This window comes from Streptomyces sp. NBC_01217 (assembly GCF_035994185.1).
Lineage (GTDB): Bacteria > Actinomycetota > Actinomycetes > Streptomycetales > Streptomycetaceae > Streptomyces.
Genome location: NZ_CP108538.1, coordinates 1,889,281 through 1,909,026 on the forward strand (window position 1 = coordinate 1,889,281; position 19,746 = coordinate 1,909,026).

Here is a 19,746-nt window from a genome sequence, read left to right on the forward strand (position 1 = left end):
AGGCTCCTTGACGGTCGGGCAGCGGGGAATCGCGGCTGTGCGGGGCAAAGACGTCAGAACTGCAGGGACTTGGTCTGGAGGTACTCGGCGAGCCCGTGCGAACCGAGCTCGCGGCCCACACCGGACTGCTTGTAGCCGCCGAACGGGGCGAGCGGGTTGTACCGGCCGCCGTTGATGTCGACCTGTCCGGTGTCCATCCGGCGGGCGAAGGCCACCGCCTCGGCTTCGTCACCCGCCCAGACCGCGCCCGCGAGCCCGTACACGGTGCCGTTGGCGATGCGCAGGGCGTCGTCCTCGTCCTCGTAACGGATGATCGAGACGACCGGGCCGAAGATCTCCTCCTGCGCGATGGTCATCTCCGGGGTGACGTCGGCGAAGACGGTGGGGCTGACGAAGTAGCCCTGCTCGCGCGGGGCTTCGGGGCCGCCCGCGACGAGGCGTGCGCCCTGCGCCACACCCTTCTCGATGTAGCCGCGCACCCGGGTGTGCTGCTTGGCGTTGACGAGGGGGCCGATGCGGTCGCCGTACTTGGCGGCGGCCTGCGCGGCGAGTGCGACCGCCTCGTCGTACCGGGAGGTGTGCACGAGCATGCGGGTCCAGGCGCTGCACGTCTGGCCGGAGTTGCCCATGACGTTCGCGATGCCGACGGCGACGGCCTTGGCGAGGTCGGCGCTCGGCAGGATGACGTTGGCGGACTTGCCGCCCAGTTCGAGGGCGACGCGTTTGACGGCCCCGCCGGCCGTGGCGCCGATCCGCCTGCCGACGGCGGTGGAGCCGGTGAAGGAGACCATGTCGACGCCCTCGTGCTCGGCGAGCGCCTGTCCGGCGACCGGGCCGAGGCCGGTGACCAGGTTGAACACGCCCGCGGGGATGCCCGCTTCGTGGACGGCCTCGGCGAAGAGCTGGGCGGTCAGCGGGGTGTCCTCGGCGGGCTTGAGGACGACCGTGCACCCCGCCGCGAGCGCGGGGGCGACTTTGGCGACGATCTGGTGCAGCGGGTAGTTCCACGGCGTGATCGCGCCGACGACGCCGACCGGTTCGAAGTGGACGACGGAGTTGCCGACCTTCTCCTCGAAGGCGTACGAGGCGGCGAGCTCGGCGTACGAACCGGCGACCAGGATCGGCAGGCCGGTGTGCACCGTCTGCGAGAACGGCAGCGGCGCGCCGAGTTCGGCGGTGACGGTCTCGGCGATCTCGTCCTTGCGGGCGACGAGGACGTCGCGCAGGGCGGCGATCCTCCCGGCGCGCCCGGCGGGCAGGGTCGCGGCCCAGGCGGGCAGGGCCTCGCGCGCGGCGGACACGGCGGCGTCGACGTCCTCGGCGGTGCCTGCCGGGACGTGGGCGATGACCTGCTCGTCCGTCGGATCGACCACCGCGATCGTGCCCTTGCCCGCGGCGGCCCGCCACTCTCCGCCGATGTACATCCCGTCGTGGGCCTTCATCGCATTCCTCCCGGGGTGCCGTGGCTACGGCGTAGTCGTCCGCGCCCCAAACTAGCGCTGTTAGTTTTTGGGCGCCAGGGGCTGCCCGGACGGCTCCCGTCACGGGAGGAGCACTCCATGCGCCTGCCCCGGTCCCCCGGCGCGGATCCGCCGCGTGGTCGGCGGCGCCGGGAACACCGCCGAGCCGGAATCCTCGGCCGAGGGCGGTCTCCCGCCGTGGTGGCGGGCTCGGTCAGGCGAGTTCGGCCGGCTGGGTGCCGGGGTTTTCGAACTGGGTGCGGTACAGCTCTTCGTAGCGGCCGCCGGATGCGAGGAGCTGTTCGTGGGTGCCCCGCTCCACGATCTGCCCGTTCTCCACGACCAGGATGAGGTCGGCCGTCCGTACGGTGGAGAGCCGGTGGGCGATCACGACTGCCGTGCGTCCGGCCAGGGCTTCGGTGAGCGCGTCCTGGACGGCTGCCTCGGAGGTGTTGTCCAGGTGGGCGGTGGCCTCGTCGAGGATGACGACGCGCTGGCGGGCCAGGAGCAGCCGGGCGATGGTCAGGCGCTGGCGTTCGCCGCCGGAGAGGCGGTAGCCGCGTTCACCGACGACGGTGTCGAGTCCGTCGGGGAGTGAGGCGACCAGGCCGTCCAGGCGTGAGCGGCGCAGCGCGTCCCAGAGGTCTTCCTCGGTGGCTTCGGGGCGGGCAAGGAGGAGGTTGGCGCGGACCGACTCGTGGAACAGGTGCCCGTCCTGGGTGACCATGCCGAGCGTGTCGCGCAGGGTGTCGGCGGTCAGATCGCGTACGTCGATGCCGCCGATGCGTACCGAGCCCTCGTCCGTGTCGTACAGGCGCGGCAGCAGCTGCGCGATGGTCGACTTGCCCGCGCCGGACGAGCCGACCAGGGCCACCGTGCGGCCGGGTTCGGCGCGGAAGGAGACCCCGCGCAGCACTTCGCTGCCGCCGCGGGTGTCCAGGGTCGCGACGTCTTCGAGCGAGGCGAGGGAGACCTTGTCGGCGGACGGGTAGCCGAATCGTACGTCCTCGAATTCCACGGACACCGGGCCCTCCGGCACCGTCCGTGCGTCCGGCTTCTCCTGGATGAGCGGTTTGAGGTCGAGGACCTCGAAGACCCGCTCGAAGCTGACGAGCGCGCTCATCACCTCGACGCGCGCCCCGGCAAGGGCGGTGAGCGGCGCGTACAGCCGGGTCAGCAGCAGGGCCAGGGAGACGACCGCGCCCGCGTCCAGCTGCCCGCGCAGCGCGTAGAACCCGCCCAGCCCGTAGACCAGGGCGAGCGCCAGCGCGGACACGAGGGTGAGGGCGGTGATGAACGCGGACTGGGCCATCGCCGTACGCACCCCGATGTCGCGCACCCTGCCCGCCCGGGCGGCGAATTCGGCGGACTCGTCGGCGGGCCGGCCGAAGAGCTTGATCAGTGTGGCGCCGGGGGCGGAGAAGCGCTCGGTCATCCGGGTCCCCATCGCGGCGTTGTGGGCCGCGGCCTCCCGCTGGAGCCTCGCCATCCGCGTACCCATGCGGCGCGCGGGCAGCACGAAGACCGGCAGCAGCACCAGTGCGAGGCCGGTGATCTGCCAGGAGATGGAGAGCATGACGCCGAGCGTGAGGAGCAGCGTCACGACATTGCTGACGACGCCGGAGAGAGTGTTGCTGAAGGCGCGCTGCGCTCCGATGACGTCATTGTTGAGGCGGCTGACGAGCGCGCCGGTGCGGGTGCGGGTGAAGAACGCGATCGGCATGCGCTGCACATGGTCGAAGACAGCGGTGCGCAGATCGAGGATCAGCCCTTCGCCGAGGTTCGCCGAGAGCCAGCGGCCGACCAGGCCGAGCGCGGCCTCCACGACGGCGATCACCGCGATGAGCAGGGACAGCCGGATGACGGTGCCCTCGTCCCCGCCGGTCACGATCGCGTTCACGACGTGGCCGGCGAGGACGGGGGTGGCTACCGCGAGCAGCGCCGTCGCCACGCTCAGGATCAGGAAGAGCGCGACCCTGCGCCGGTGCGGGCGGGCGAACGCGGCGATGCGCCGCAGGGTGGCTCGGTCGAAGGGGCGTCGTTCCGCTTGCGCGTTCATGACGTTGTGGAGCTGCGTCCATGCGGTGGCTTCCATGCTCATGGAGCGAACGTACGACCTCCAGTGGACTTGAGGTCAACCATCCGGATCCCACCTGATCCGAACGAAAGAGCCTAGACGTCGAATCCCGGGATGTCCTTGGGCAGGGGGCAGATCCGGCGGCCGTGGTGGTCGAAGACGTACAGGTGCGCGAGGTCGATCAGGAGCGGGACCTGTCCGCCGGTGCGCAGCCGCATGTCGGGGCCGGTACGGACGACGAGGTCGGCGGCCGTGATCGCGGGGCGGTCAGGGGTGCGGACGGTCTGGTGGCCGTGCGGGCCGGGCTCGTCGACGGCGACGACAGGGCCGCTGATGTGCCCGGTGGCGCGCTCCTTGAGCCGTTCCAGTACGCCGACGCCGCCACCGCCGTGGCCGCCACCGGCACGGCGTCGGCGCGGGGCCGCTCTGCCGACGGGGCGGGCCGATTCGAGATCGGGCACCATGGCGGGCTGCGACCCCGTGTTGAGGTGGACCAGTGCCTCATGGCCCTGGTACTCGACGTGTTCGACGATGCCGCTCAGCGCGACCTCGCCGGGGCGGGCCTGGCTGGGCGGGGCGATCCTGGCGGCCTCGGAGCGCAGTCCGACGATGAGCCGGCGGCCCTGCTGGATGCGGAGCAACTGGTGGTCGGGGCTCAGCGGTTCGGGCAGCGGCAGCCGCTGGCGGCCGAGGTCGATCGACATGCGCCCTTCGAGAGGTGCGTGGACGACGGCCTGCAGCAGATTGATGCGCGGGGTGCCGATGAACGCGGCGACGAAGACGTTCTCCGGCAGGGCGTAGACCTCGCGCGGCGGGCTCACCTGCTGGAGCCGCCCGCCGCGCATCACGGCGACCCGGTCGCCCAGCGACATCGCCTCGGCCTGATCGTGCGTCACATAGATGGTGGTGACGCCCAACTCCTTGGTCAGCTGCGCAATTTCGGCCCGCAGATGGTTGCGCAGCTTCGCATCGAGGTTGGAAAGCGGCTCGTCCATCAGGAAGACGGAGGGCCGGCGCGAGATGGCCCGGCCCATGGCGATCCGCTGGCGCTCACCGCCGGAGAGCTGCCCGGGATAGCGGTCGAGGACGGTTTCGATGCCGAGCATCCTGGCCGTGTCCTCGATGCGGGCGGTGTTGTCCCGGCGCGGGTTCTCCAGCTTCAGCGGGAAGCCGATGTTGGCCCGGTTCGTCATCGTCGGATAGAGCGCGAAGTTCTGGAACACCATGGCCATTCCGCGTTCGCGGGGCGCCAGGTCGTTGGCCGGTTCGCCGTCGAGCAGCAGCTCGCCCTCGGTGATCTCCTCCAGACCGGCGATCATGCGGAGCACGGTCGACTTTCCGCACCCCGAGGGGCCGAGCAGGACGACGAACTCGCCCGGGTCGATGGAGAGGGAGAGGCGGTCGACGGCACGCGTGGTCCGTCCGTACGCCTTGCTGACGTTGTGCAGGGAGATGGCGCGAGTCATGTGGTTCCGCCCGGGACTGGTGAGTTGGAGCGGTGGGGAGCGGCTGCAGTGGGCCGAAATTAGCCCACGGTCCGGGGTGGTGGGAATGACTCGCGCAAAGGTTGCGGCGTAGTGGGACGGGTGAGGTGGGTGAGACGGGTGAGACGGAGTTGTCAGGTGCGGTTGCGGTCCACGGGACGCTGCCGGGGCCGGGGCGCGTCCACCGAGGTGGCTGCTTCCGCGCTTCGGGCGCGCCCGCCGCGCACCCCCAGCCCGGCCGCCGCGAGCAGGAGCGCTCCGAGCATGACGAACGGCGCCGCGGTGCCCGCCACCCCGGCGATCAGACCGGCGGACGCGGGGGCTGCGACCTGCCCCAGCCGGTTTCCGGTCAGCCGGAGGGCGAGCGCGGTGGAGCGGGCCTCGGGCGGGGCGGCCTGTACGACGGTGGTCATCGACAGCGGCTGGCCGACCCCGAGACAGAAGCCGAGCACGGCGAGCATCACGGCCAGCGCCGCCACGGGGACGGGCAAAGCGATGCCCGCGCAGAGCATTCCCGCCAGCAGACAGGTCGTGGTGAGCAGCGCCGTGCGGCCGAGGAGCCGGAGCATCGGGGTCATCACCAGGCGGCAGGCGATGGTGGCGGCGGCACGGAGGCTGAGCAGGAGACCGATGGTGGCGGGGGCGATCCCGCGGTGCTCGCCGACGACGGGCAGGTACGCGGTGAGGATGTCGGTCGCGGAGAGCACGGCGAGGCTGATGAAGATCCCGGCCGGGACCCCACGGGCCCGCAGGATGCGGCCGACGGGGACCTTGGCGGCCGCATCCGTGCGGCGGGCCGCGGGTGCGGTCCGGTGCTCGATGCGCCAGAGCGAGACGAAGGAGACGGCGGCGACGGCCGCCGAGACGGTCAGGGCGAGCGCGCTCGTACGGCCCATGGCGCCGTCCCGCTCGGAGATCACATATCCGGCGGCGATCGGTCCGATGAGCTGGCCGAGGGAGGCGCCGATGGTGAAGTGGCCGAAGTTACGGTCCTGTTCGGCCGGGGCGGACTGCCGGGCGACGATCGACTGGGCGCCGATGACGAAGCAGAGATGGCCGAGCCCCATGACCCCGCTCCAGGCCGCCATCGCCGTCAGCGAGCCCGCCCGGCCGCTGAAGGCGCAGCCGCCCGCGATCAGGACGACGCCGAGCGGCAGCAGGGGCGCGCACCGGCCGTGGTCGGTCCTGCGCCCGAGCGGTACGGCGGCGAAGAGCGGGAGGAGCGCGTACACCCCCGTGATCACACCGATGGCGCGCTCGTCCGCACCGAGCGAGAGGGCCCGGTAGGAGACGGCGGGCCGCGCCATCGACACCGCCCCCTGCGCGAAGGCGAAGGCGATGACGAGGCGCAGCAGCCAGCTCCTGCCGGGCTCTTGGGTACGAGGTGTACGGGGCACGGTCAGATGATGCCGAACAGGAGTCCGGCGCAGAGCACCACCAGTGAGGTGAGCGCGGCCCACTTGACGGTGAACCTGGTGTGGTCGCCGAATTCGACCTTCGCCATGCCGACGAGGACGTAGACGGCCGGGACCAGCGGGGACGACATGTGCAGGGGCTGGCCGACCAGGGAGGCGCGGGCGATCTCCAGCGGGGAGACACCGTGGGCGGCACCGGCTTCGGCGAGCACGGGGACGACACCGAAGTAGAAGCCGTCGTTGGACATGAAGTACGTCAACGGGATGCTGAGGATGCCGGTGACGATCGCCATGTGCGGGCCCATGCCGTCGGGGATCGCGCCGACGAGCCAGTCGGCCATGTGGTCGACCATGCCGGTGCCGGTGAGGACACCGGTGAAGACGGCGGCCGCGAAGACCATGCCGGAGACATTGAGGACGTTGTCCGCGTGGGCGGCGATGCGGGCCCGCTGGTCGGGCATGTGGGGGAAGTTGACGGTGAGGGCGAGGGCCGCGCCGAGCAGGAAGAGCACCGGGATCGGCATCAGTTCCATGATCATCGCGGTGAGCAGGGCGACGGTGAGACCCGCGTTGAACCAGTAGAGCTTGGGGCGCAGGGTGGCACGGTTCGGGTCGAGGCCCTTGAAGCCCGCGTCGTGACCCGCGTCCGCCTCCGCGCCCGTGTCGCCGCCCGTACCGGCTCCGCCGGAGTTCTTGCGGGTACGGTCGCTGCCGCCGCCCGATCCGACGAGCACCGTCTCCGGCTCCGTGACCGTCTCGGTGGCCAGCACTTCGTCGAGGGTGAGCGTGCCGAGCCGCTTGCGCTCGCGCCGGCCCAGCACGACGGCCAGGAGCAGCACCGCGACCAGTCCGACGCCGAGCGCCGGGATCATCGGAACGAAGATGTCGCCCGCGTCCAGCTTGAGCGCGGTGGCGGCGCGGGCGGTGGGGCCGCCCCAGGGCAGGGTGTTCATGACGCCGTTCGCCGTGGCGGCGACGCCGGTCATCACGACCAGGCTCATCTTGAGGCGCTTGTAGAGCGGATACATCGCCGAGACGGTGATCATGAAGGTGGTGGAGCCGTCCCCGTCGAGCGAGACGATCGCGGCGAGTACCGCCGTACCGACGACGATCCGCATCGGGTCGGCCTTGCAGAAGCGCAGGATGCCCCGGACGATCGGGTCGAAGAGGCCGACGTCGATCATCACGCCGAAGTAGACGATGGCGAACATCAGCATCGCGGCGGTCGGGGCCAGATTGCCGACGCCCTCGATGACGTAGTCGCCGAGCTTCGCGCCCTTCCCGACGGCGACGCAGAACAGTGCGGGGATCAGGACCAGCGCCGCGATCGGCGACATCTTCTTCATCATGATCAGGACCAGGAAGGTCGCAATCATGGCAAAGCCGAGGATTGTCAGCATATGGGATACCTATTCGCTCACCCTTGAACTCCCACCGGAGTCGGCGGTGCGGATGACGTTAGGGCGCGCCTCGCAGCGTTAACAAGATGTTGACATGCGAGCAATACGAGCAAAACACCAGGTCAATGGGGTGATCATGCAGTGGGCACAACAGGCGGCGCAGCTTTTGGCACCTCCGGGACGATGCCGTCGGGCGTCACTGCCACCGTCACCGTCACCGTCACCGGGATGCCGTTGAGCACGGCCGTACCGGAGAGCGGGTCGAGCCGGCTGCCGTCCAGGAGCTGGTTGACGTTGACGCCGGGGTGCGCGGCGGCGACGGACAGCCGGGTGCCGGGCCGGCTGTGCCCCCACCCGTGCGGGAGGCTCACCACTCCGGCCCGTATGCCCTCCGTGAGTTCGACCGGGGCGGTCACCGCGCCGCCGTCCGATGCGACCGTGGCCAGGCCGCCGTCGGCCAGTCCGAGCCGGGCCGCGTCGGTGGGGTGGATCTGCAGGGTGCAGACGTTCGAGCCGCCGCTCAGCTCGGCGATGTTGTGCAGCCAGCTGTTGTTGGAGCGCAGATGGCGACGGCCGATGAGGAGGAGCGCGTCGGGGCCGCGCCGCTCGGCCAGGGCGTGGCGGAGCCTCGGCAGATCGGCGGCGACCGGTCCGGGGAGGAGTTCGATGCGTCCGCTGCGGGTGGTGAGGACCTCCGGGACACGGGGCCGGAGCGGGCCGAGGTCGATGCCGTGCGGGTGGGCGAGCAGCCGTTGCAGGGTGAGGCCCTCGGGGGCGGCGCCGAAGCCTTCGCCGTACGGGCCGAGGCGGAGCATCAGGTCGAGGCGGCGCTCGGGTCCGGTGCGGCCGGTGAGGTCGGCGGTGAGTTCGGCGGGGCTTCGGCCGTGCACGGGCGAGTGCGGATCGGCGACGGCCTTGGTCAGCAGCCGGTCGACGACCATGGCGTCGACGGCATCCACGGCGGACCTGTCGGCCCCGCGCATCCCGGAGACGGCGAGGACGAGCCGGGCGAGGATCTCGCTCTCGTCGAGCAGCCCGTCGTCCAGAGGGACGGCGGGGCGGGTGTAGCGGACCTGGTTGCGCACGGCGAGGGCGTTGAACGCGAAGTCGAAGTGGGCGCTCTGCGAGGGCGGCGGCGGGGGCAGCACCACGTGTGCGTGGCGTGAGGTCTCGTTGAGGTACGGGTCGACGCTGACCATGAAGTCGAGCCCGCCGAGGGCCCGGTCGAGCCGGTCGCCGTCGGGTGCGGAGAGCACGGGGTTGGCGGCGAGGACGATCAGGGCGCGGATCCGGTCCTCCCCCGGCGTCTCGATCTCCTCGGCGAGCGCGGAGACGGGCAGTTCGCCGTTGGCCTCGGGGTGCCCGGAGACCCGGCTCGTCCAGCGCCCGAGGGCGAAGCCCTTGCCGGGGGCGGCGGGGCGGGGGGCGCGGGCGGTGGCGGAGAGTGGGAAGAGGGCGCCGCCGGGGCGGTCGAGGTTGCCGGTGAGGATGTTGAGGACGTCGACGAGCCAGCTGGCGAGGGTGCCGTGTTCGACGGTGCAGCTGCCGATGCGACCGTAGACGGCAGCAGTGGGGGCGGCGGCCAGTTCGCGGGCGATCGTACGGATGGTGGCGGCGTCCACGTCGCACGCTCCGGCGACGGCTTCGGGCGTGAACTCCCGTACGGCTTCCGCTACTTCGTCGAGCCCCTCGATATGTCCTGTGAGTGCTCCGGGGTCGGTGAGCTTCTCCTCGAAGAGTACGTGGGTGAGCGCGGCAAGAAGGAGGGCGTCGGTGCCGGGGCGGACGGCGACGTGCCGGTCGGCGAGGCGGGCGGTGCGGGTGCGGCGCGGGTCGACGACGGTGAGGGTGCCGCCGCGGCGGCGCAGCGCCTTCAGCTTGCCGGGGAAGTCGGGGGCGGTGCAGAGGCTGCCGTTGGATTCGAGGGGGTTGGCGCCGAGGAGCAGCAGGTGGTCGGTGCGGTCGAGGTCGGGCACCGGGATGGCGTTCGGGTCGCCGAAGAGCAGTCCGCTGGAGACGTGCTTGGGCATCTGGTCGAGGGTGCTCGCGGTGAACAGGGCGCGGGTGCGCAGGGCGGACAGCAGCACGGAGGGGTAGAGCGCGCCGGCCATGGTGTGCACGTTCGGGTTGCCGAGGACGACACCGACGGCCTGCTGCCCGTGCTCCTCGGTCAGCGCGGGCAGGGCGCGGGCGATCGCGTCGAACGCCTCGCTCCAGCTCGCCTCCGTCAGGACGCCGTCCTTGCGGACGAGCGGGGTGCGCAGCCGGTCGGGGTCGGCGTCGAGCCCGCCGATGGACGCGCCCTTGGGGCAGATGAAGCCCCGGCTGAAGACATCGTCCCGGTCGCCCCGGGCGCCGGTGATCCTGGCCCCCTCGATGGTGAGGGTGAGTCCGCAGGTGGCCTCGCAGAGGGGGCAGATGCGAAGGGCGGTACGGGAGTTGCTGGGGTCGTGCGGCATGGGCCCTCCCCGGGGCGGCGACAACGGTGGCGCGCGTGCGTGGCCGAGCGCGTGCCCGGCCGGGCTTGTGCGTGACCGGGCTTGTGCGTGACCGAGGGCATGCGCGGCCGAGCACGGTCGAGCATACCGACCGGTAGGCATGGCGGCGAGGTGTTGTCGTGACGGATATCGCCGGGCCCCTGTACGGGGCCGGCCGGATCAGTCCAGGACCTGCGCGAGGTAGGCCCGGAGCAGGACGCGGGTCTCGGCGACGATGGCCCGGTCGCCCGACGGGTCGGTACGGAAGGCGAGTTGGAGAAGGGCGTCGGCTGCCTCGACACAGACCAGGACCATCCGGAGGAGGTCCTCGTCGGGTTCGCGGCCGAGATGTCCGCAGAGCAGTTCGGTGAGCCGGCCGGCGACCCGGTGGTTGGCGTCACCGGCCGGGTCGTCGTCGGGGGCCGGCGTACCGAAGTCGACGAGGGCGAAGCCGGCCACGGAACGCTTCATCGCCAGGTACTCGTCCAGGACGGCATCGATGGCGCTGCGCCAGTCGGCGGCCTGGATGTCGGCGAGGCGGGCGGTGATGCGCTCGGCGTAGCTGTCCAGATTACGTCGGGCGAGCGCGTCGGTCAGCGCGCGCTTGTTGGAGAAGAACCGGTAGACGGAGCCGATGGGGACCTCGGCGCGGACGGCGACGGCCCGGGTGGACAACTGCTCGTAGCCGGTCTCGTCGAGGAGTTCGGCGCAGGCGTCGAGTATCCGCGCGAGGCGTTCGGCGCTGCGCTGCTGCACGGGGGCGCGGCGGAGGTTCGTGTTCGCATGGGGCACGGACTCCATGATGCCGTGGGCCTCCTCTGCGGGCCGGCCGGTCGGTGCGGATGCGGCCGTCATGCGATGAGCAGGGACAGCCCGCCGATGGTGTAGGTGATCATCAGGACCAGCAGCGGGAGTTGCCCCGCGATGGCGCGGCCCGGCGGGAAGAGGCGTACGGCCCGGTCGTGGGCGGCGATGACACCGAGTACGTGGCCGAGGACGATCGCGGCGACCTGGAGCGTGGCGACGCCGCCCGGACCCAGGGGCGGTTCGGGCGGGACGGGATTGTCAGTGCCGGATGCCACCATGACCGTGCGTGGTCCTTCTGTGACGAAGAGTGTGAAGTAGTGGGCGATGAGGTAGCCGAGGGCGATCGGGACGAGCGAGTGCGCGAAGGAGATGAGGGGGTGGCGGAGTTGACCGGAGACCAACCGGGTGGCGCCGGTGCAGAGGCCATAGAGGGTGGCGACGAGGGCGATGGCTGCGAGGAGTCCGAGCGTGGCCGTGGTGGTGCGGCCCAGGGCCGAGGTCTGGACGGCGGTGATCCAGGAAGGGGCGTCAAAGAAGCCGTCGTAGGCGGTGGAGCCGAGCATGACGCAGACGGTGGCGACGAGTCCGGGGATCTGCGGGGTGGCGTCGAGTCCGTTGAACGGGGAGCGGAGTACGAGACGGCGGTCGGCGGGGCGGCGGCCGAGCGGGGAGAGCCGGGCGAGCAGCCCCGAGTAGACCTCGAAGGCGTCCGCCCGGTCGAACCACCCGGCGCCGTATCGGGCGGCGCCCGCGAGGTGGACGGCGGCGTAGAGGGAGAGGAAGAGGAGGAGGGCGGTGCTCGACGCGGGGTCGGGGGCGACGAGTTCGAGCCAGGTGAAGGCCAGGAGCCCGGCCGCGGCGGGCCACAGACCGAGGCGTACGGGAAGGGGCCGGCCCGCGGCGGGATCGCGGCCGAGTACGCGACAGCCGAGGAGGTGGGCGGTACGGAGCGGGTTGAGCAGCCGCCACACGGGCCCGAGGAGGAGTGAGGCCGGCACGAGCCCGACCCAGAGGAGTACGTAGACGGCGCCGGGGGCCGGGTTGCGTTCCGGGTTGTCCGGACCGAGTAGGAGGTGGAGCGTGACGAACAGGCCGGCGGCCAGTCCGAGTGCGCGTACGGCGATACGGGCGGGGCGGGCGTCGGCGAGGTGCTGGACGGCGGCCGGGAGCGGGCGGCCCGCCCGGTCGCCACAAAATCGGGAGGTGGACCAGAGCAGGCCGAGCGCCAGGAAGGAGACGAAGAGCGCGGCGAAGGCACCGGCGAAGGCATAGAAGGGGGACAGCGGAAGGTCGTGCTGGGCGCCGATGCCATGGGCGAGGACATTCACCGTACGACGAGCTGGGTCAGGAGCAGGCCGGACTCGTGTGTCTCGACCTCGAAGAGCCCGGTGCGGTCGGCGGTGAAGGCGAGGGTGACGGCCTTTCCGGCGGGCAGCCGTGCCTCTTTGTCGTAGCCGTGGACGTGGAGGGTGTCGGCGCGGTCGCTGCGGACCCGGAGTTCGATGACCCTGCCCTTCTTGATCTCGGTGCGGCCGGGGGCGGGGCGGACCTTGCCGTGGGAGACGACGATGTCGAGCGTCGTGTCGGGCCGCGGCGTCTCGGACCGGTCCTCCCCGGAGGCGGTGGGCTGCGCGGAGGCGGTGGCGAGGGAGGTGGTGGCCTGGATCGGGGTGGCGTTCACGGCCCAGGCGGTGTGGTCGTCGGCGTAGAGCCGGGCGGTGAGGCCGGTGCCGCCACCGGCGCTGCGGACGAGCGAGACGGGGAGGTGGTACCAGGAGCCGTAGACGCGGGCGAGGGGGCGGCCGTCGAGGAACAGGCGGGCGTGGCCGCGGCCGAGGAGAGCGGCGCCGCCCACGCTGTCCGGGGTGAACCGGAAGTTCCGTACGGAGAGATGGACGTTCCACCCGTCCTCGGAGTCCGGCCGTACGGCGACCGTCACCGCGGGAGCGCCGTTGGTGTCGACCTGGCGCAGCCGGTGGCCGGAGCCGTCGTCGGCGGCGAGGAGCCGGCCGGCACCACCGCTGGCCTGCTCGTGGCTGGTGCCCGGTTTGTGGTGGGTGGTGGCCCGCCCGCCGCAGGCGCTCGCACCGAACACGAGGGCGCCTGCGGTAAGTACGCCGAGGGCTGCGACGGCGGCCCGGGCGGACCGCGGCCGCCTGCGAAGACGCTTCACGACGCGCCTCCTTCCGGGGCGGGGCGGGATCCGGGAGCCGGTTCCGGGGAGGGCCGCGGGCCCGGGGCCGGGTAGGCGGCCGTGTCCACGCCCGAGACCTCACCCCGCTCGCCGTGCCGGGCGGCGGCCACCACGGCCCAGACCACCCAGATCACACCGAGGAGTCCACGCACCCAGGCCGGGCTGAGCGGAATCCACGGGATCATGAACACGGCCTTGTCGACGGCGTCGAGGAGGGTGAGCGCACCCAGGACCACCGTGGTCCAGCCCAGCCAGGGCCGCTCGCCCCGCAGCACCAGCCCGGTCACGGTCCACCAGACCCCCATCAGCAGCAGCGCCAGCGCGGGGAGACAGGAGGAGGTCAGCCCCGTCGTCGATCCGGCCACATCCAGTCCGAGGCCGATCGCGCCCAGCACCGTGGCCGCGGTGGCGAGCCCGCTGCCGCGCAGCCTGCGCCACCACAGCACCCCGCCGACCAGCGCGAGCACCACCGCCACCGCCAGCGCCACCTGTACCTCGATGCGCTCGATGCCTCGTGCCCCGTACCAGTCGCAGCCGGCCGGCAGCCGTCGCGCCTGCACGTTGTAGTCGGCGCAGACCAGCAGTTGGGCGAGTTTGACCGGTTCGCCGACGAGCCGGTCGGTGCGTCCGGACACGGCGCCGCGCTCGGACCCGCAGGTGGGCAGGGCGCGCGGCGAGGACGGCCCGGTGTCGGACTGCCAGCAGTTGCCCTCGCCCTGCCCGTCCCACCACACGTCGGTGCGGTTGGGCCGGGAGTTGCCCGCCTTGTCCGTGCCGAGGTGGTTGTCCGCGTAGCGGTTGTGGTGGGAGGTGTCGGTCTGCTCGGACAGTGCGTTCTCACCGCGGATGAAGGCGGGGACGGCGGTCAGGAAGAATGCGGCGCGCTGCTGTCCGTAGATCCAGTTGTTCTCGTACAGGTTCCAGTTGCCGCCCGCGGTGATGATGCCGGTGCCCGGCGGCATGGAGATCTGCGGGCAGACGACCCCGTTCTCGTAGCCGCGGTCCACGGGCGGCTTGGCGCAGGTGCCGTCGGCGACGTACGGGTAGTAGTCGGCGTTGTTGTCGTGGATCAGGTTGCGTTCGAAGCGGGCGTGGTTCTGCGGCAGTCCGGGGTGGCCGGGGAAGGCGCTGTCCATCGAGGCGCCGCCCATGTTGTGGTCGAACTCGTTGTCGTGGACATAAACGGAGTCGCCCGCGGTGCCGGAGTAGCCGACCATGTTGTGGTGGCTGCGGCAGCCGGTGATCTCGATCGAGTAGCGCGGTACCTCGTAGCCGTATCCGTCGTTGATGTCGGACGCACTGCCGGGGTAGATGCCGGAGTCGCCGTTTCCGTACGACTCGCAGTTCTTGTAGAGCCCGTGGTCGCTCGCGAAGGTCAGGAAGCCGTACTCGTCGTTCCACCGGGTGAGTACGTCGTCGATGACGAAGCCGTCCTGGGCCAGCACGTAGAGGGAGTTGAACGTGGTGCGCTGGGCGGTGAAGTTCCTGAAGTAGATGCCGTCGGAGCCGTCCGCGCGGATCGCGTTGAGCTTCTGGTACGTGGCGTCGATGACGACATCCGTGCGTTCGGCGCCCGTTCCCTCGATCTGGAGGTTCTTCTTGCCGAGGATCGCCACCAGGTTCTGGTTGTGCGGGCACCGCTTCTGCTGCGCGTAGGTCAGGATCTGGTAGCCGAGCTTCGAATCGGGTGCCTTCAGCCTGGCGCACTCCCCCGCCGGCCTCGGCCGCGAGGGCTCCTCCTCGTACAGGCCGGGCAGGATCGCGATGTTCATGCCGGGCCTGCCGACCGCGTCGACGGCCTGCTGCAGGTGGCGGTAGCCGGATTTGAGGCAGCGCTCGAAGAGCTTCAGGTTCCGGTCCCGCAGCGCGTCCGGGAATCCGGATATCCGGCGCTCGAAGTCCGCCCGGTCGCTCTTGCAGACCAGCAGATCCGGTTCGCCGGTGCGGTACACGGGAACGCTGCCGGTTCCGTCGGGCAAAGTGACCGGACGTTCCTCGTGCGCCTGGGCGGCCGGAGCCGCGAGGAGGGCGACGGCGAGCGCCGCCAGGACCACCAGAAGTCTTCGTGTCCACGACATGAGCGGGAGAGTAGAGCATTGTTCAACTTTTGGAACCCCCTATGCGCCACGAATGCCGTTGACGCGCCCGGCTCCGATTCCTACGGTTGCCCATAGGATTCCTTCGGCACCGGGAGCGCACATGAGCGGCATCGAGCAGGCGAGGAAGACGGCGGAAGGGCTTGAGCATTCCGCCGGGTTCGGCAATCAGCACAGCTCGGAGGCGGTGCCGGGGGCCCTGCCGCACGGCCGCAACTCACCTCAGCGCGCCCCCCTCGGGCTCTACGCGGAGCAGCTGAGCGGCTCGGCCTTCACCGAACCGCGGGCACACAACCACCGTTCCTGGCTCTACCGGATCCGCCCGTCGGCCGCTCACCCGCCGTTCACCCGTATCGACAACGGCACGATCCGGACCGCCCCCTTCACCGAATCCGTGCCCGACCCCAACCGGCTGCGCTGGGACCCGCTCCCCGAGCCCGCGGCCGGTACGGACTTCCTGGCCGGCCTGTGGACCCTCGGCGGCAACGGCGACGCCACCCAGCGCACCGGCATGGCCGTGCACCTCTACCACGCCGACGCGTCCATGACCGACCGGGTGTTCAGCGACTCCGACGGCGAGCTGCTGATCGTCCCCGAGCGGGGCGGCCTGCTGCTCCGTACCGAACTGGGCCTGCTGCGCGCCGAACCCGGGCACATCGCGCTGATCCCGCGCGGCGTCCGCTTCCGCGTGGAGCTGCTCGACGACACCGCCCGCGGCTATGTCTGCGAGAACTACGGACAGCCGTTCACCCTCCCCGACCTCGGCCCGATCGGCGCCAACGGCCTCGCCAACGCCCGGGACTTCCTCGCCCCCGTCGCCGCGTACGAGGACGAGGACCGCCCGGTGGAGGTGGTCAACAAGTTCTGCGGGAACCTCTGGTCCGCGACCTACGACCACTCGCCCCTCGATGTGGTCGCCTGGCACGGCAACCACACTCCGTACGTCTACGACCTGCGCCGTTTCAATGTCATCGGCTCGATCAGCTACGACCACCCCGACCCGTCGATCTTCACGGTGCTGACCTCGCCGTCCGACACCCCCGGCCTGGCCGGTGTCGACTTCGTTGTCTTCGCGCCGCGCTGGCTGGTCGGCGAGGACACCTTCCGGCCGCCGTACTTCCACCGCAATGTGATGAGCGAGTACATGGGCCTGATCGAGGGCGCGTACGACGCGAAGACGGCCGGCAAGGGCGGCTTCGTCCCCGGCGGCGGCTCGCTGCACAACATGATGTCGGCGCACGGCCCGGACCGGGAGACCTTCGACCGGGCGAGCGAGGCCGAGCTGAAGCCGCAGAAGATCGACGACGGTCTGGCCTTCATGTTCGAGACCCGCTGGCCGGTGACGGCGACCGGACAGGCGGCGGGCGCCGGCCATCTGCAGCGTGGCTACGACGACGTGTGGCAGGGTCTGAGCCGCAACTTCAGGCCGTAGGCAACGACGCCGATTCTCGGCCCCGCGTCGTCGCGTCCGCTGTGCCGCAGTACGGAGAGACCAGGTGACCCAGGTGCCTCAGATGCCCAAGATGTCCCAGGGGCATGCCTTCGCCCCCGATTCGCTGGTCCTGAACCGCAAACTGCCGCTGTGGTATCAGGTCTCGCAGTCGTTGCGCGCCTCGATACTGGGCCGCGCCAAGGACGCCTCGGCGCGGCTGCCGACCGAGGAGCAGCTCGCCGCGCACTACGGCGTCAGCGTCCTGACGATGCGCCAGGCGCTCAAGGAGCTGGAGACGGAGGGGCTGATCAGCAGGCACCGGCGGCGCGGCACGTTCATCGAGCCGCGCGCCCGCCGGGTCTCACCGGTCCGGCTGCTGGGCTCGATCGATGCGATCGTGGCCCAGCAGTCGGGCGAGCGGACCTCGGTCCTCGGCCACGGCCCGGTCGCCGTGCCCGGCGATCTCACCGAGTACTTCCCCGACTGCGCCGAGGTCGTCAGCTACCGCAGGCTGCGCCATGACGGGGACGGCGACGAGCCCACCAACTGGGCGGAGAACGCGGTGCATCCCGAGGTCGCGGCCCGGCTCGACGTGGCCGATCTCGAACGCTGGCCGATGACCAAGGTGCTGCGCGACCGGGTCGGCGTCCGGATCGCGCGCATCACCGACACGGTCGAGGCGCGCCTCGCCGACCCGGCCACCGCCGAACTCCTACAGGTGCCGCTGCTGAGCCCGATCCTGTTCTACACGGGCGTGACGTACGACGAGAGCGGCCGGGTGGTGGATGTGGCGCAGATCCGCTACCGGGGCGACCGCTTCTCCTTCTCGGTGACGGTGGAAGCGCACTGACGGCCGCCCTGCGGCGCCGTTACGATGCCGGGGGCGGCGTGGCGACGGGGAGGACGACACGGTGGCAGCACGGGCGGCGGCCGGAACCGGCGGGGACGAGGACATCCCGCTGCTCGACGACCTCATGCCGTGGTCGGTGCGGCCTCTGCGGACCGGGCGCGCCTGGGTGACCGCCCCGGATTCCGGTTCGCTCAGGGCCCGTTGGGAGCGGCTGGTGCGGGCGGAGGCCGCCGAGCGCGAACTGCTCTTCCGGCCCACCCGTTCCCGTACCCCGCAGACTCCGGTCGCGGCGCTGCCCGGACAGTCCACCTCCACGGCCCGGTTCGCCCGGGAGTCCGGCCCGTGCCCCGAGCCGGTACGGATCCTGCACGGCCCGTTCGACGAGCAGTGGCTGATCCCCGACCACCGGCTGATCGACGCCGCCCGCCCGGAGCTGTGGCGGGTCGCCGACAGCCACCAACTGTTCGCCGTCGAGCACGGGTACGTACCGCAGGACGCCGGTCCCGCCCTCTCCGTGACGGCGCTGCTGCCCGACGGCCACTCCCCGGCCGGCCGCCCCGGCCGGATCCGGCCGCTTTTCCGGCGGCCCGGTGGACTGGAACCCAATCTGGCGCCCGGTCTGCTCGGGCTGCTGCGCGCCCGGCACGGGGACGCGGTCACCGCGGAGTCCGTGCTGGCGTGGATCGTCACGGCGGCCCGACACTCCCCCGCAGGGTGTGTCGTGCCGCTGCCCGCCGACACCGAACGATGGTGGGCCGGGGTGGAGCTGGGCCGGGAACTGTTGCGGCTGCAGCTGCGCGGCGCCCGTGGCGGGGAGCGCCCGCGGCTGCCCGGCGGGCGGCGCCCCTATGTGCGGGCCGCGGTACCGGCCGCGCCGGGGACGCTGGAGTACGACTCCGATGACGAGGCGCTCCTGCTGGGTACGGGACGCATTTCGCCGGTACCGGCGGGGGCCTGGGAGTTCCGGGTGGGCGGGACAGGGATGCTGGAGCTGTGGTTCGAGCGGCGGACAGCGGCGGTCGGGGCGGACGGGCTGGAAGCGATACGGCCCCGGGACTGGCCCCAGGAGTGGACCTCGGAGCTGCTGGAACTGATCACCGTGCTGGCACTGCTCGCCGAACTGCGGCCCCGACAACAGGCGTTGGCCGACGGATCCCAGCTCACCACCGGTGATCTGCGGGCGGCCGGTGTCCTGCCGGTCGCGGCGACGGCCCGGCGGCCCGCGTCGGTGCTCGACCACCAGGAGGAGGGCCCGGACGGGCAGTTCGCGCTGCTGTGACGGCATCGGGGCGCATCCGCGCTACCGGTCGAACGAGTCCAGTACCCGGTGCAGTGCCCGGTCGAAGACCCCGTCCAGATCGATCGGCCCGGGGTCCTCGGCGAATCCCGCCGCCATCCGCGGATACTTCCCGGTCGCGATCTGGCTGATCAGATAGCCGGTGCGCGCGGCGTGCTCCTGCTCCTCGGACCAGGGCAGCGACCGGCTGCGCTCCGCCGTGGCGATCTCGTTGGCGACATAGGTGGTCACCACGCCGTTGACCATGGCGATGAGTTCCATCTTCTCGCCGAACCGTGCGTCGACCCCGTCCAGGCAGCTGAGTGTGTACTCCAGATACCGCAGCGCGTTCGGACTGAAGCCGTACACGGGTGACATGAGCCGCGGCACCCAGGTGTGGCGGTGCATCATCGCGCGGGCCTGATGGGCCAGCGCGATGAGATCGGCACGCCAGTCGCCGGACGGCTCCGGGAACTCGTAGCCACCGCTGACCGCGTCGAGCATCAGCTCGTACAGGTCTTCCTTGCGTGGCACGTAGTTGTAGAGCGACATCGTGCCGCAGCCGAGCTCCGCCGCGACCTTCCGCATGGACACCGCGTCGAAGCCCTCCGCATCGGCGATGCGGACGGCGGCTGCCGCGATGTCGGCGCGGCTGAACGCGGGCCTGGGGCCGCGGCCCGCGCGCTCGGGGCGCGCCCAGATCACTTCGGGTACAGCGGGTCGCCCCACCATTGATCATCACCTCTTCCTCCATCCTAGTTACGTACACCGTACGTAG

General features: G+C 71.4%; 14 protein-coding genes. 3 read left to right on the forward strand and 11 right to left on the reverse strand.

From position 1 onward, the window contains the following. Positions 1-53 precede the first annotated feature (53 nt). The 10 genes from OG507_RS08210 to OG507_RS08255 all read right to left on the reverse strand — a co-directional run bounded on the left by OG507_RS08210 (position 54) and on the right by OG507_RS08255 (position 15,392). Positions 54-1,442, reverse strand: coding sequence for an aldehyde dehydrogenase family protein (locus tag OG507_RS08210; protein ID WP_327366484.1), 1,389 nt, complete (start codon positions 1,440-1,442; stop codon positions 54-56). A 232-nt stretch (positions 1,443-1,674) separates the two neighbouring features. Next, positions 1,675-3,561, reverse strand: a complete 1,887-nt coding sequence (locus OG507_RS08215) for an ABC transporter ATP-binding protein (RefSeq protein ID WP_327366485.1) — start codon at positions 3,559-3,561, stop codon at positions 1,675-1,677. A gap of 71 nt (positions 3,562-3,632) precedes the next feature. Further along, positions 3,633-5,003 (reverse strand): ABC transporter ATP-binding protein, encoded by a 1,371-nt coding sequence (locus tag OG507_RS08220; RefSeq protein ID WP_327366486.1) that lies wholly within the window; start codon positions 5,001-5,003, stop codon positions 3,633-3,635. A gap of 152 nt (positions 5,004-5,155) precedes the next feature. After that, positions 5,156-6,418 (reverse strand): MFS transporter, encoded by a 1,263-nt coding sequence (locus OG507_RS08225; protein WP_327366487.1) that lies wholly within the window; start codon positions 6,416-6,418, stop codon positions 5,156-5,158. 2 nt (positions 6,419-6,420) lie between these two features. Beyond that, a complete protein-coding gene (locus OG507_RS08230) occupies positions 6,421-7,836 on the reverse strand; it encodes a CitMHS family transporter (protein ID WP_327366488.1) in 1,416 nt (471 codons plus the stop codon). A gap of 134 nt (positions 7,837-7,970) precedes the next feature. After that, positions 7,971-10,295 (reverse strand): molybdopterin-dependent oxidoreductase, encoded by a 2,325-nt coding sequence (locus tag OG507_RS08235; RefSeq protein WP_327366489.1) that lies wholly within the window; start codon positions 10,293-10,295, stop codon positions 7,971-7,973. A 198-nt stretch (positions 10,296-10,493) separates the two neighbouring features. After that, entirely contained in the window at positions 10,494-11,114 is a 621-nt protein-coding gene (locus tag OG507_RS08240; RefSeq protein WP_327371899.1) for a TetR/AcrR family transcriptional regulator, read from the reverse strand. Between the two features lie 50 nt (positions 11,115-11,164). After that, a complete protein-coding gene (locus OG507_RS08245; RefSeq protein WP_327366490.1) occupies positions 11,165-12,448 on the reverse strand; it encodes a hypothetical protein in 1,284 nt (427 codons plus the stop codon). Next, positions 12,445-13,293: a hypothetical protein gene (locus OG507_RS08250; RefSeq protein WP_327366491.1), complete on the reverse strand. Its 849-nt coding sequence runs from the start codon at positions 13,291-13,293 to the stop codon at positions 12,445-12,447. Before OG507_RS08250 ends, OG507_RS08245 begins: the two co-directional genes overlap by 4 nt. Then, complete coding sequence (locus OG507_RS08255; RefSeq protein ID WP_327366492.1) at positions 13,290-15,392, reverse strand: right-handed parallel beta-helix repeat-containing protein; 2,103 nt, start codon at positions 15,390-15,392, stop codon at positions 13,290-13,292. The genes OG507_RS08250 and OG507_RS08255 overlap by 4 nt, the downstream gene beginning before the upstream one ends. Before the next feature lie 121 nt (positions 15,393-15,513). Between OG507_RS08255 and hmgA the strand changes: the two genes are divergently transcribed. The 3 genes from hmgA to OG507_RS08270 all read left to right on the forward strand — a co-directional run bounded on the left by hmgA (position 15,514) and on the right by OG507_RS08270 (position 18,971). Next, positions 15,514-16,842 (forward strand): homogentisate 1,2-dioxygenase, encoded by a 1,329-nt coding sequence (gene hmgA, locus OG507_RS08260; protein WP_327366493.1) that lies wholly within the window; start codon positions 15,514-15,516, stop codon positions 16,840-16,842. Positions 16,843-16,924: 82 nt separating this feature from the next. Continuing rightward, positions 16,925-17,692 (forward strand): GntR family transcriptional regulator, encoded by a 768-nt coding sequence (locus tag OG507_RS08265; protein WP_327366494.1) that lies wholly within the window; start codon positions 16,925-16,927, stop codon positions 17,690-17,692. A 61-nt stretch (positions 17,693-17,753) separates the two neighbouring features. Next, positions 17,754-18,971 (forward strand): type ISP restriction/modification enzyme, encoded by a 1,218-nt coding sequence (locus OG507_RS08270; RefSeq protein ID WP_327366495.1) that lies wholly within the window; start codon positions 17,754-17,756, stop codon positions 18,969-18,971. A gap of 21 nt (positions 18,972-18,992) precedes the next feature. On the opposite strand, the gene OG507_RS08275 is transcribed toward OG507_RS08270, so the two are convergent. Beyond that, positions 18,993-19,700: a TetR/AcrR family transcriptional regulator gene (locus tag OG507_RS08275; RefSeq protein WP_327366496.1), complete on the reverse strand. Its 708-nt coding sequence runs from the start codon at positions 19,698-19,700 to the stop codon at positions 18,993-18,995. Positions 19,701-19,746: the final 46 nt, after the last annotated feature.